Source organism: Caballeronia sp. LZ001 (genome assembly GCF_031450875.1).
GTDB lineage: Bacteria > Pseudomonadota > Gammaproteobacteria > Burkholderiales > Burkholderiaceae > Caballeronia.
Genome location: NZ_JARTVX010000004.1, coordinates 3,693,857 through 3,706,188, shown reverse-complemented (window position 1 = coordinate 3,706,188; position 12,332 = coordinate 3,693,857). Strand labels below are relative to the sequence as shown.

The 12,332-nt window shown below is 61.1% G+C and carries 12 protein-coding genes and 1 pseudogene; 8 read left to right on the top strand and 5 right to left on the bottom strand.

The annotated features are described in order from the left end of the window. Nucleotides 1-47 precede the first annotated feature (47 nt). The 3 genes from grxD to P9292_RS28340 all read left to right on the top strand — a co-directional run bounded on the left by grxD (nt 48) and on the right by P9292_RS28340 (nt 1,864). Nucleotides 48-359 (top strand): Grx4 family monothiol glutaredoxin, encoded by a 312-nt coding sequence (gene grxD / locus P9292_RS28350; RefSeq protein ID WP_244826344.1) that lies wholly within the window; start codon nt 48-50, stop codon nt 357-359. 13 nt (nt 360-372) lie between these two features. Continuing rightward, on the top strand, nt 373-969 hold the full coding sequence (locus P9292_RS28345) for a UbiX family flavin prenyltransferase (protein WP_250526299.1): 597 nt from the start codon (nt 373-375) through the stop codon (nt 967-969). 109 nt (nt 970-1,078) lie between these two features. Next, the gene (locus P9292_RS28340; protein WP_309962330.1) at nt 1,079-1,864 is read left to right on the top strand and encodes a class III extradiol ring-cleavage dioxygenase; all 786 of its coding nucleotides are present in this window, start codon (nt 1,079-1,081) and stop codon (nt 1,862-1,864) included. Nucleotides 1,865-1,954: 90 nt separating this feature from the next. Here the strand turns inward: P9292_RS28340 and P9292_RS28335 are convergent, their stop codons facing one another. After that, complete coding sequence (locus P9292_RS28335) at nt 1,955-3,547, bottom strand: APC family permease (RefSeq protein ID WP_309962328.1); 1,593 nt, start codon at nt 3,545-3,547, stop codon at nt 1,955-1,957. A gap of 476 nt (nt 3,548-4,023) precedes the next feature. Here P9292_RS28335 and P9292_RS28330 point away from each other — a divergent pair, with 476 nt between their 5' ends. Continuing rightward, the gene (locus P9292_RS28330; RefSeq protein WP_016346375.1) at nt 4,024-4,227 is read left to right on the top strand and encodes a cold-shock protein; all 204 of its coding nucleotides are present in this window, start codon (nt 4,024-4,026) and stop codon (nt 4,225-4,227) included. A 64-nt stretch (nt 4,228-4,291) separates the two neighbouring features. Here P9292_RS28330 and P9292_RS28325 read toward each other — a convergent pair whose 3' ends face one another. Beyond that, nucleotides 4,292-5,566 (bottom strand): Hsp70 family protein, encoded by a 1,275-nt coding sequence (locus P9292_RS28325; RefSeq protein WP_309964217.1) that lies wholly within the window; start codon nt 5,564-5,566, stop codon nt 4,292-4,294. Between the two features lie 197 nt (nt 5,567-5,763). Between P9292_RS28325 and P9292_RS28320 the strand changes: the two genes are divergently transcribed. Continuing rightward, nucleotides 5,764-7,251, top strand: a complete 1,488-nt coding sequence (locus P9292_RS28320; protein ID WP_309962326.1) for an MFS transporter — start codon at nt 5,764-5,766, stop codon at nt 7,249-7,251. 49 nt (nt 7,252-7,300) lie between these two features. Here the strand turns inward: P9292_RS28320 and P9292_RS28315 are convergent, their stop codons facing one another. Together P9292_RS28315 and P9292_RS28310 are read right to left on the bottom strand one after the other, a co-directional pair. Further along, nucleotides 7,301-7,897, bottom strand: coding sequence for a nitroreductase family protein (locus P9292_RS28315; RefSeq protein ID WP_309964215.1), 597 nt, complete (start codon nt 7,895-7,897; stop codon nt 7,301-7,303). Nucleotides 7,898-8,106: 209 nt separating this feature from the next. Next, a pseudogene (locus tag P9292_RS28310) lies at nt 8,107-9,389 on the bottom strand (MFS transporter). 127 nt (nt 9,390-9,516) lie between these two features. On the opposite strand from P9292_RS28310, the gene P9292_RS28305 reads away from it, so the two are divergent. Together P9292_RS28305 and P9292_RS28300 are read left to right on the top strand one after the other, a co-directional pair. Further along, nucleotides 9,517-10,161 (top strand): TetR/AcrR family transcriptional regulator, encoded by a 645-nt coding sequence (locus P9292_RS28305; protein ID WP_409015202.1) that lies wholly within the window; start codon nt 9,517-9,519, stop codon nt 10,159-10,161. Further along, entirely contained in the window at nt 10,158-10,715 is a 558-nt protein-coding gene (locus P9292_RS28300; RefSeq protein WP_309962324.1) for a DUF1415 domain-containing protein, read from the top strand. Before P9292_RS28305 ends, P9292_RS28300 begins: the two co-directional genes overlap by 4 nt. Here the strand turns inward: P9292_RS28300 and P9292_RS28295 are convergent, their stop codons facing one another. Continuing rightward, nucleotides 10,716-11,585 (bottom strand): SAM-dependent methyltransferase, encoded by an 870-nt coding sequence (locus P9292_RS28295; RefSeq protein ID WP_250465780.1) that lies wholly within the window; start codon nt 11,583-11,585, stop codon nt 10,716-10,718. 389 nt (nt 11,586-11,974) lie between these two features. Between P9292_RS28295 and P9292_RS28290 the strand changes: the two genes are divergently transcribed. Next, nucleotides 11,975-12,295, top strand: a complete 321-nt coding sequence (locus P9292_RS28290) for a DNA-binding protein (RefSeq protein ID WP_244826352.1) — start codon at nt 11,975-11,977, stop codon at nt 12,293-12,295. Nucleotides 12,296-12,332 lie beyond the last annotated feature (37 nt).

The following is a 12,332-nucleotide window of genomic DNA, read 5'->3' as shown; positions in this document are numbered from 1 at the left end:
ATCATTTCAACACTTAGTCCCCACCGACATCAAAGCGCAGGAACATCATGGAAACGCAAGAACGCATCAAGCAACTCGTCGATCAAAACGCGGTCGTCCTCTTCATGAAGGGCACGGCGCAGTTCCCGATGTGCGGTTTCTCCGGCCGCGCCATCCAGGTGCTGAAGGCGTGTGGCGTCGATCAGATCACGACCGTGAATGTGCTCGAAGACAACGAAATTCGTCAGGGCATCAAGCAATTCTCGAACTGGCCGACCATTCCGCAGCTTTACGTGAAGGGCGAGTTCATCGGCGGCTCGGACATCATGATGGAGATGTACGAATCCGGCGAACTGCAACAGCTCTTCGCCGCTGCCTGAAGTCATCTTCGAAGTGAACGCGCCTGCCGCCCGACGACGGCTCATCGTCGCCATCACGGGCGCCACGGGCGCAATTTACGGCGTGCGTCTGCTTGAAACGTTGCGCCGTGTTCCCGGCGTGGAAACGCATTTGCTCGTTTCCAGCGCCGGCTGGCTCAATATCCAGCACGAGCTGGAACTCGATAAATCCACGGTTCACGCGCTCGCGGACGTTGTTCATAACGTGCGCGATGTCGGCGCGAGCATCGCGTCCGGCTCGTTTTCCACGGAAGGCATGATTGTCGCGCCGTGCTCCATGCGATCGCTGGCAAGCATCGCGCACGGACTCTCCGACAATCTCATCACGCGCGCGGCGGATGTCGTGCTCAAGGAGCGTCGCCGTCTGGTGCTGCTGGTGCGCGAAACGCCGCTCAACCTCGCGCATCTGCGCAATATGACCGCCGTGACGGAAATGGGCGGCGTGATTTTCCCGCCGCTGCCGGCGTTTTATCAGAAGCCGGCGAGCATCGACGAGATGGTGGATCACACCGTCGCGCGCGTGATCGATCTGTTTCAGATCGCATCGCCGGCCGCCGTTGCATGGGAAGGAATGCGCGGGGAAGCGGACTGAGCGTCGATTCGATTGCAAACTCCGACGACACAATTCATTGCTTCACCGGCCGTTTATTTCCGCTAATACCGGCCGTACATTGGTGGCATCCAACTCAATACGCGCCGCCATGACTTCCCTTCCCTCCGTTTTCATTTCCCACGGCGCGCCGACGCTGCCTATCGACCCGTCGATGCCTTCCGGCGAATTCGCCTCGCTCGCTGAAACGCTGCCGCGCCCGCGCGCCATCCTCATGCTTTCGGCTCACTGGGGCACGACGCAACCCGTTGCGAGCATCGCCGAGCGGCCGGAAACCATCCACGATTTCTACGGTTTTCCGCGCGCGCTCTATGAACTGCGCTATCCCGCGCCCGGCGCGCCCGATCTTGCCCGCAACGCCGCCGCGCTGCTCGGCGAGCACGGCATTGCTGCGAGCACGACGGAGCACGGCCTCGATCACGGCGCGTGGGTGCCGCTTCTGCTCATGTTTCCCAACGCCGACATCCAAGTCGCGCAACTTTCCATTCAACCGCGCCTCGATGCCGCGCATCACTTCGGTATCGGCCGAGCGCTGCGCGATTTGCGGCGTGACGGCGTGATGATCGTCGGTTCCGGGCAGATCACGCATAACCTGCGCATGGCGGATTTCGGCGCGCGTCCTGAAGATGCCGATCCGCGCGTCGATGAGTTCACGCATTGGTTCGAGGCGCGTCTTGCCGATCGCGACATCGACGCGCTGCTCGACTATCGCGCCCGCGCGCCGCACGCCGCGCTAATGCATCCGACCGACGAGCATCTGCTGCCAGTATTCGGCGCACTAGGCGCTGCGGCGGATGACTATCAGTTGCGCATACAGTCGCTCGGCACTTTCCAGCGCGCGCTCGCGATGACGAACTACGTGTTCGCGGACGCCTGAGGCCTGAACGCACGAGCCGCGCAGGAAAGAACGAAGCCCGCCTGATTGCTCAGGCGGGCTTCGTTTTACCGCTTCTCGTCGACGATCTGTTTACGCGCCGACTTCGTGCTGAATGTCTTCGTGCGCCTCGCGTTCATCCAGATAGTCCGTCCTATAACCGGTGTGCACGCCCCAGAAGTAAAACACGAGCGCGAGCACGGCGACGAGCGCCATGTCCCAGCCATACGGCAACACGCCACTTCCGCCGAATTCCTTGCTGCCGATGAGCGACATGACGGCCATCGTCGGCAGATACGCCACCAGCCACCACGCGGCTTTCAGATCGCGGCCCCATCCCGCGAAGCCGGTCTTGCCCTGGAAGTAGAAGTACACGGGCAGCGCGACGACCATCAACAGGATGATTTCGCCGGTCAGCGGCCACTTTGCCCAGTACAGGACGAGCGACGCGCAAACGAACGCGAACGGCGCGACCAAGCCCATTAAGGGCAAGCGGACCGGCCGTTCCAGATCCGGCGCGGCGCGGCGCAGCGCCATCAGGCTCACAGGCCCGGTGAGATACGAAATGACCGTCGCCACCGAAATCACCGCCGCCAGCGTGCCCCAACCCCGGAAGAAGAACAGGAACACGAACGCGACGAACAGGTTAAACCACATCGCGGGACGCGGCACGCCGTAGAACGGATGCACGTTGCCGAATATCTTCGGCATCGTGTTGTTGCGCTCCATCGCGTAGATCATGCGCGTGGTCGTCGCCATGTAGGTGGTGCCGGTGCCGCTCGGGCTCACGAAAGCATCGACATAAAGAAGCACAGCGAGCCAGTTCAAATTCAGCGCCAGCGCCAGTTCCGCGAACGGCGACGCGAAGTTGAAATGCGACCAGCCCTTCGCGACATCGGCGGGATTGACCGCGCCGATGTAGGCCACTTGCAGCAATACATAGATCACGAGCGCGATCAGAATCGAGCCGATCACAGCGAACGGGATGCTCCGCGACGGATTGCGCGCCTCGCCCGCGAGATTGACCGGGCTCTGAAAGCCGTTGAAGCTGAATACGATGCCGCTCGTCGCCACTGCCGTCAGCACGGCCGGCCAGCCATAGGGCGCGAAGCTCGACGCCGTGCCGAAGTTCTCGGAATGGAACCCTGTATAGATGAGGCCCGCGATGGTCAGGCCGGGAATCAGGAACTTGAAGACAGTGATTGTCGAGTTGGCGCGCGCGAACACCTTCACGCCCCAGTAGTTGAGCATGAAGTACACGACCACGAGCAGCGCCGAGAGGATCAGCCCTGAAGTCGTGAGCGTTTCGTTCACGAAGAGCGCATGCGCCCATTCATAGGGCCACGTGCTCATATATTGAATGGATGCCTCGGCCTCGATCGGAATGACCGAGACGATGGCAATCCAGTTCGCCCACGCGCTGATGAAACCGACGAGCGCGCCATGCGAATAGCGCGCGTAACGCACCATGCCGCCGGATTCGGGAAACGTCGCGCCCAACTCCGCGTAAGTAAGAGCGATCGCCATGATGACGACCGCGCCGATCACCCACGCGACCATGGCTGCGGGACCGGCGATCTTGGCCGCTTTCCATGCGCCGAACAACCAGCCTGAACCGATGATGGAACCGAGGCCGGTAAGCATGAGTGCTATCGGCCCGATATTTCGTTGTATCGAACTCTTCACATTATTCTCCAGTGTCTCTCGCCTTGCGCTTGGAGGTCAGGCGCACGAATGCACATCCGCCGCGCGCGATGCCGACCTACGGTCCGGTGATGGGGCGATTTTGGTGCAACCTTGGCAGGTTGGCGCGTAGTGTAACGGTTGCACCTTTCGAATGCAGCGAAGGTTTGTCAGCTTTCATCAGTTTTTGCGCGATGAAAGCTACCACACGGCGGTGATAGACAGTTGGCAGTGAAATTATGAAAGATTCGTAAGATACGTTGCGATATCTCAAAAAGTCCCTGCGCGGCAGTCGGATATTATTTGACCGCGAAAACGATTAGCCGTATAAACCTTCTTGCAGGATTTCAAGTGGCGAGTGACTTGTGGTTCTTTCGTAGTTCGCCATCGCGGTACTCCGGTTGGTCCCATTGCCCCTTCCTTGATCTTCATGCACCCTTGGCTTCGGCCTCATTCATCAATTTTTTGGAATAAGTAACATGGAAACCGGTACCGTCAAGTGGTTTAATGACGCAAAGGGCTTTGGCTTCATCACCCCGGATGGCGGCGGCGAAGATCTGTTCGCACACTTCTCGGAAATCCGCATTGAGGGTTTCAAGACACTTCAAGAAAACCAAAAGGTTACCTACGAAGTGAAGACTGGCCCCAAGGGCAAGCAAGCAGCGAACATCAAGCCGGCGTAAGTTTTTATCCGGCTTAAAGAAAACCCCGCCTCGGCGGGGTTTTTTGCATCTGGAACGAGCGCGATCAGGTAAAGACGCTTTGCGCGTAAATACCGAGACCCGTCGCCACGCTGGCAAGTCGATCGCCGAATACGGCTCGTGCGCCGGGAAAAGCCGCCGCGAGCGCATCGGACAGAAAGCGCAAACCGGTGGTGCCGCCCGTGAAGTACACGGCGCCGACATCCGCGTTCGCCACGCCCGCGCGTTTCACCGTTTCCAGCGCCGCTTCGACGATACGCCGCGTCTCATCCGCTCCCGCTTCGATCAGCTGCGCTTCGTCGAATGCGACGCGCAGCGCTTCCTCCACCTCTTCCATGTCGATCTCGGTTACGCCGCCCGCCGCCACGTCGATCTTCGCTTCCTCAGCGTGCGCGGTCAGCGCATGCCCGAGCCTGCGATCGACGACGCGCATTAGCCGGTCATGCAGACGCGGTTCGGTGTAAAGGTGGCGCATCAGTTGCAATTCGCTCACGCGCTTGGGCGTGTAGACGGTATTGATCAGATGCCACGTCGCCAGATCGAAATACACGCGGTTCGGCACTTCGCGCCCTTGCGGATCGAGCGTCTGATAACCGAGTTCGCGCAAAACGGTCGTCAGCTCGACGCGCCGGTCGAAATCCGTGCCGGCCACGTGCACGCCGTGATGCGCGAGGACATCGCTTTTTCGGTCTAGCTGGCGAGCGCGCTCGGGCCCCACGCGAACGAGTGAGAAGTCGGACGTACCGCCGCCGATATCCGCGACCAGCACGAGCCCTTCCTGTGTCAGGCGCGCTTCGTAATCGAATGCGGCGGCGATCGGTTCGTATTGAAAGTGAATCTCGCGCAAGCCGATGGCGTGCGCGCACGCTTCGAGTTGCGACTGCGCGAGGCGGTCGGCGCGCGGATCGTCATCGACGAAAAAGACCGGACGGCCGAGAACCGCGCGATCGAGCGGACTTGGCGAGACCGCCTGTGCTTTCTGCTTCAGATGCTGCAGAAAAAGCGTGATGACGTCCGTGTACTTGATGGCGGAGCCGTCGCCGAGATCGGTGCTAGTGTCGGCGAGCGGCGAGCCGAGAATGCTTTTCATCGAACGCATGAGGCGGCCGTCGAAGCCGTCTATATACGATTCGAGCGCGGCGCGGCCATAGGACTGGCTGTTTTCGTCCGTGTTGAAGAAGACGGCCGTCGGAAGCGTGGTTGCCTCGCCCTCGACGGGAGCCAGCCGGATCGAATGGCCACCCTGCGTCTGCGCCTGAATCGCGGCAGGCACGGCGACGGCGGAATTCGACGTGCCAAAATCGATCGCACAGTAGGTCATGGACATCGAGGCAGCGTTACGAGGCAACGCCGCATTCAAAAGTGGACAGGGTTTGTAGCATGTTCGGCGGCATGCATCAACCGCATTCGAACCCGTCTGGAACCGCCACGACGCTTCAACCGGCGCGGAATGCAACTTGCTCGCCAAAGCGGCAATTGATTCACTGTTGCGCGCGCGGATGCGGCGGGCACGAGCCAATGAACGACACTACCTTACCGCAGGAAAATCGTTCGACTGCGAGCGCCAGCGATCGATCCGACATCATAGAAACCGATTTACCGGGACGGCTCGACCGTCTGCCCTGGGGACGGTTTCATACGTTAATCGTATTCGCGCTCGGCATCACGTGGCTGCTCGACGGGCTCGAAGTCACGCTCGCGGGCGCGGTGGCGAGCGCATTGAAGTCGAGCCCGGCGCTGCACTTCAACAACACGGATGTCGGCATTGCCGGCAGCGCGTACATTGCGGGCGCGGTGGTCGGCGCGCTTGGCTTCGGCTGGCTCACCGACCGGCTCGGACGACGCAAACTCTTCTTCATCACGCTCTTTCTCTACGTGGCCGCGACCGCCGCAACCGCGTTCTCATGGGATCTCGCAAGTTTCGTGCTGTTCCGCTTTCTGACGGGCGCGGGCATCGGCGGCGAATACACGGCCATCAATTCCACGATCCAGGAATTCACGCCTGCACGCTTGCGCGGCTGGACCGATCTCGCCATTAACGGCACGTTCTGGATCGGCGCGGGCATTGGCGCGGCCGGTTCGCTCGTTTTGCTCGATCCGGGCCTGATGCCGCCCGATTGGGGCTGGCGCGGGTGCTTTCTGATCGGCGCGGCGCTCGGTCTCACCATTCTCTTCATGCGGATGTGGGTGCCGGAAAGTCCGCGCTGGCTCATCACGCATAACCGCGTCGATGAAGCGAAGCAGATTGTCGAGGACATCGAAGCGCAGTTTCGCAAGCACGGCGTCGAAATACCGAACACGCCGATCAAGCCGCTGCGCCTAAAGATGCGCGAGCACACGCCACTTTCGGAAGTCGCGCACACGCTGTTTCATGTGCATCGGAGCCGCTCGCTGGTCGGCCTCATGTTGATGACCGCGCAGGCGTTCTTCTACAACGCAATCTTTTTCACTTACGCGCTCGTGCTGACGGACTTCTATCACGTGCCGGGCGATCACATCGGCTGGTACGTGCTGCCGTTCGCGGCGGGCAACTTCCTCGGCCCCGTTCTGCTCGGCAAGCTATTCGACGTGCTCGGCCGACGCCGGATGATCGCCTTCACTTACGCGATCTCGGGCGTGCTGCTCACGATCAGCGGATGGATGTTCATGCACGGAATGCTTTCCGTGACCACGCAGACCATAGCGTGGATGGTAATTTTCTTCTTCGCGTCGGCGGCGGCGAGTTCGGCCTATCTGACGGTCAGCGAGACGTTTCCGCTTGAGATTCGCGCGCTTGCGATCGCCGTGTTTTATGCGTTCGGTACGGCGCTCGGCGGGATCATCGGGCCGGCGCTGTTCGGGCAACTCATCGATACGCATCAGCGTGGCGCGGTGTTCGTCGGCTATCTGATCGGCTCGGCGCTGATGATCGCGGCCGCCGTCGTGGCCGGCATCTGGGGCGTGGCGGCGGAGCGCAAGTCTCTGGAAGATGTTGCGCGGCCGCTGTCATCGGCGGATGAGGGGTGATGTCGGACACATCCGCAGTCAAGCGAACCCGCGCCGCGTAAACCTGGCTTCACTCGAAACTCTTTCCCCGCGCGCCTTCGAACGAGGTCTCGCCCAGCGCCTTGCGTGCTCGCGGCGCGGCCTCGCGTTCGCGCAGCGCGTCGTCGAGAAGATTCGCGTCGCCGTGATGACCGATTGCGATCATCGCGATGATCTCCACCTCCGGCGGAATCTCGAACGCCGCGCGGAACGCGTCGCGATCGAAGCCGCCCATCTGATGCGTCGCGAGCCCGAGAGCGTGTGCCTGGAGCACGAGCGCCATCGCGGCCGCGCCGGTGTCGTAGAGCGCGGTGCGGCTGACATCGCCCTTCGGCGTGAGCGTCGACGCAGTCACGCAGACCAGCACGGGCACGCGAACATTCCATGTCCGATTGGACGGCGCGAGCGTTTCGAACGCGCGCTGGAACGCGGCTTCGTCGCGATGCCGATCGAACGCGATGAAACGCCAAGGCTGCAAATTGCTCGATGAAGGCGCCCAGCGCGCCGCTTCGAGCAGGCTATGCAGATGCTCGCGGCTCAGCGGCGCGTCGGCGAACGCGCGCGGGCTCCAGCGGCCTGCGAGTAGTTCGTGGATATCGACTTCGGTTGCGGCGGGTTTGGCGGTCATCATTGAAATCCTTCAGCGATTGGAAGAAGCGAGGCCTGCCATCACGATAACGGTTTGCAGCAGTCAACCGCACAACGCTACCACTTCAATACAGCACCGTTGCCTCGCGCCGCCCTCAAAAGCGCAAACGGCGCGCATCGGCCCAATGCGCGCCGTTCAAGTATCGAACGACAAGGATAAGTCACGGACTCACACGTCCGCAAAAGTGCTCAAGTGGCGGCGACGCCCATCGACCGCCCCGCGCGATTGATCCGCAGCACTGTAACGGCTGCGACGAGGCAAAGACCGCCGGAGATCATCGTCGCCACGGTGTAGCTGCCGAGGCTCGACCGCAGCATGCCGCCGCCCAGCGCCGCGAACGCCGCGCCGAGCTGGTGCCCCGCCACGATCCAGCCGAAGACGATCGGCGCCGACTCCTTGCCATAGACATCGGTGGCGAGGCGCACCGTCGGCGGCACGGTCGCGATCCAGTCGAGCCCGTAAAACACCGCGAAAAGCGGCAAGCCGAAGAAGTCGATGCCAAACGCATACGGCAGATAGATCAACGACAACCCGCGCAGGCCGTAGTACCAAAACAGCAGCAGGCGCGCGTTGAAGCGATCCGAAAGCCATCCGGAAAGCGTCGTGCCGAACAAATCGAAAATGCCCATCGCCGCGAGCAAGGTCGCGCCTTGCACCTGCGTCATGCCGTAGTCGGAGCACATCGCGATCAGATGCGTGCCGACATAACCGTTCGTGCTCGCGCCGCACACGAAAAAGCTGAAGAACAACAGCCAAAAATCGCGCGTCTTGCTCGCCATGCCGAGCGTGCCGAATGCGACCTTGATCGGATTTTTCGGTGGCGGAATGACGGCGGGCGGCGCGTCCGGGCTCTCGCCGACGGGTCGCAGCGCGACATCCGACGGACGCTCCGGCAGCAGCCACGCGACGAGCGGCACGACGACTGCGGTTGCTATAGCCACGACGAAAACCACCGGCCGCCAGCCGTGATGCTCCGACAACGCCGCGAGAAACGGCAGAAACACGAGCTGCCCGGTCGCCGAACTAGCGGTGAGAATGCCCATTGCAAGCCCGCGATGCGTCGTGAACCAGCGATTCACCACCGTCGCCGAAAGCGTGAGCGCCGCAACGCCCGTAGAGCCGCCGACCATCACGCCCCAGATCACGATCATCTGCCAGGGCGCGGTCATCATCGAGGAGAGGCCGACGCCCGCGGCTAAGGTCGCAAGCGCGGCGAGCAAGTCGGACGCACGCCGAAGCGCTGCATGGCGGCAGCGGCGAACGGTCCGGTCAGGCCGTAAAGCGCAAGGTTGATCGAGATGGCAAGCGAGATGGTTCCGCGCGACCAGCCGAACTGTTTTTCGAGCGGCAACATCATCACGCTCGGCGTCGCGCGCGTGCCGGCCGCCGCCAGCAACACCAGGAAAACGACGCCCACTGCGATCCAGCCATAATGCACGCGGCCGCCAAGCCGTCTCGCTACCCAATTCATCGCTGCTCCGTTCCGTGAATTTCGTGTTTTACGCGCCGTGACGTTACCGACCTGTCACATCAGAGTTGCGAGCTTAGTTACCGATCGGTAACATGTCAAGACCCAAGCAATATTCAAGGATGCGACTGTGACACGAACTCCCGCCGACCGGCCGAAAACCCCTGCTCGACGCGGTGTGCGAACCGACGGCGTGCAGGCTCGGGAACAATTGCTCGATGCCGCGCAGGAACTGTTTTATCGCGATGGCATCCGCGCGATTGGCGTCGATGCCGTCGTCGAACGCGCGGGCGTCAACAAGATGAGCCTGTACCGGCGCTTCGCTTCGAAAGACGAACTCGTCACCGCGTATCTGCAGCGCATGGACGAAAGATTCCGCAAGCGCTTCGAGGCAAGCGTCGAGAAGCATCCGGGCGCGCCGGCCGAGCAACTCGTTCAATCGCTCGAGGATCTCGTCGGGCGCGCGTCGGCGCCGGATTATCGCGGCTGTCCGTTTCTCAACATCGCGTGCGAATTCGGCGATCCAGCGCATCCCGCGCGGCAATCCGTCGAGCGCAACAAGCACTATCTGATCACGCGGCTCACCGAGATTTCGGCTGCTGCGGGCGCCGCCGATCCCGTCGAACTGGCAGAATCGCTGGCGTTGCTCGTCGATGGCGTCTACGCGACGAGCCAGACTTACGGTCCCGGTTCGGGGCCGATGCGCGCGGCGCCTCGCATTGCGCGCACTTTGATCGACGCGGCCTGCAAGCCGCTTATTCAGGATGCACCATGAACGACCGTAGCACCCGCGAAGAAGAAGTGATCGCGGCCACGCGCCACTGGCTCACCCGCGCTGTCATCGGCTTGAACCTGTGTCCTTTTGCCAAGAGCGTGCATGTGAAGGGACAAGTCCGCTATGTCGTGAGCGACGCGCGCGGCGTGGAAGATGTCGTCGCGGAACTCGCGGACGAACTGCGCCTTTTGCGCGAAAACGATGCAAAAGACATCGACACGACGCTTTTCATCACGCCGCACGCCTTTGCGCACTTCACCGATTACAACGATGCGCTGTTCTTCGCCGACCGCTTGTTGAACGACATGGGCCTTGCCGGAGAACTGCAGATTGCGAGCTTTCATCCGCAATATCGATTCGAAGGCAGCGAGCCCGACGACATCGAGAACTATACGAATCGGGCGCCGTATCCCATCTTTCATTTGCTGCGCGAAGCGAGCATCGACCGCGCAGTGGATGCCTTTCCCGACGCCGCCGATATCTACGAACGCAACATGGAAACGCTGCGTCGCCTCGGTCACGAAGGTTTCGCGGCGTGGATGAAAAGTGACTGATCAGTGCGCGAAGAAGCGCTCGCGCAACTCGTCCAGCCCGAGCGTTTCGAGCACATCCGACAGCCGTTGCGCGGGCCGGGCGCGCGGCAAGTCCTTGAACTGAGCGATGATGAGCTCGTTTTTCATCGAATGTTCCCAGCCTACAAGTTCCGTCACGCTGACCTGATATCCGTGCGATTCGAGCTGCAGGCAGCGCAGTACATTCGTAATCTGGCTGCCGAATTCGCGCGTATGCAACGGATGCCGCCACATCTCCGTCAGCACGTTCTTCGACAGCGCATGCCCCTTGTTCTTGCGCAGCACTGACGCGACTTCCGCCTGACAACACGGCACCACGACGATGTACTTCGCGTTCTTCTGCAGAGCGAACTGGATGGCGTCGTCCGTCGCGGTATTGCAGGCGTGCAGCGCGGTCACGACATCGATGGAATCCGGCAGCAGATTCGATTCAATCGATTCGGCCACCGACAGATTCAGAAACGACATTCCCTCGAAATCCAGCCGCTTCGCCAATTCCTCCGATTTTTGAACAAGATCCTCACGCGTCTCAATACCGTAGATGTGTGACCGATCGCGCAGAGTCTTGAAGAACAGATCGTAGAGAATAAACCCAAGGTAAGACTTCCCCGCGCCATGGTCGACAAGCGACACCGAACCCTGGCGTTCGTGAACGTCGGCAAGCAGCGGTTCGATGAACTGATAGAGGTGATAGACCTGTTTCAGTTTGCGGCGGCTGTCCTGATTCATCTTGCCGTCGCGCGTGAGGATATGAAGTTCCTTCAGCAGTTCGATCGACTGACCTGGACGGATTTCGTGCTTTGTAGTGGGGTCGGGGGTGCCCGGAGCCGACGCGGAGGACTTCTTGGCCATCGTGAAAGTGACGTTGTAATTAAAAAACGAGGCTAGTTTGCGCCGAATGTGCGCTAACCGCTGGTTCTGCCGACTCGAAAGGAGAAGTTTACTAAAAAGCGCGAAGACGCTCTTGTCCCGCCCAAGTCGACCGGCGATGCAAGACGGCTAGAAAACGCTTGGAACACTTCGTGCATTGTCCGGTATGCGGATCTGGCCGGGACGATGCATAGCGTGGGGAAGAAGCCCGGCGCGCCAATGCAGCAAGGAAGAGCAACAAGCAGGTAGCAAAGCCACGCCTCGACAACGCAGTACGCGTCGTCACCCGCGAGCGGCTTTCGTTACGTAACACCTAACACTCAGCGCGGCGATTGCGACTCGCCGGCGCCATGAACATGGAGAGGACGGCGATGGACGCGATCCCCGACAAGAAAGCAGAAAAGCAGTTTCAGGAGATGCTCGCGGCGCTGACCACGATGCCCGCCTGGAGCGAGAAGCAACAACTCGAACTTGAAATGGCTCGAGAGATTTCGGTGGAGATGCTGCGTCTCGCCGAATCGATGCGCGACGGCTCCACGGATATCGAATCGTGTCTGACCATGCTGAAGTACGCCAAGGTGATGGACTTCGTCCTGACCACGCTCGCCTCGCGCCGCGAGATCGCGCCGCAGACACTGCGCGTGATCTTCAAGCTGGCTGGCCTGAAGGTCGATGAAGCGTATCCCGGCTAACGCGGGCTAACTTTCGAGAGAACCGGTTCGTCTTTGA

Coding starts and splice junctions, on each gene's coding strand:
- P9292_RS28325 (WP_309964217.1), bottom strand. CDS start 5,566: ATGACCTACTGTGCGATCGATTTTGGCACGTCGAATTCCGCCGTCGCC.
- P9292_RS28300 (WP_309962324.1), top strand. CDS start 10,158: ATGAACGACCGTAGCACCCGCGAAGAAGAAGTGATCGCGGCCACGCGC.
- P9292_RS28340 (WP_309962330.1), top strand. CDS start 1,079: ATGACTTCCCTTCCCTCCGTTTTCATTTCCCACGGCGCGCCGACGCTG.
- P9292_RS28295 (WP_250465780.1), bottom strand. CDS start 11,585: ATGGCCAAGAAGTCCTCCGCGTCGGCTCCGGGCACCCCCGACCCCACT.
- P9292_RS28320 (WP_309962326.1), top strand. CDS start 5,764: ATGAACGACACTACCTTACCGCAGGAAAATCGTTCGACTGCGAGCGCC.
- grxD (WP_244826344.1), top strand. CDS start 48: ATGGAAACGCAAGAACGCATCAAGCAACTCGTCGATCAAAACGCGGTC.
- P9292_RS28315 (WP_309964215.1), bottom strand. CDS start 7,897: ATGACCGCCAAACCCGCCGCAACCGAAGTCGATATCCACGAACTACTC.
- P9292_RS28290 (WP_244826352.1), top strand. CDS start 11,975: ATGGACGCGATCCCCGACAAGAAAGCAGAAAAGCAGTTTCAGGAGATG.
- P9292_RS28330 (WP_016346375.1), top strand. CDS start 4,024: ATGGAAACCGGTACCGTCAAGTGGTTTAATGACGCAAAGGGCTTTGGC.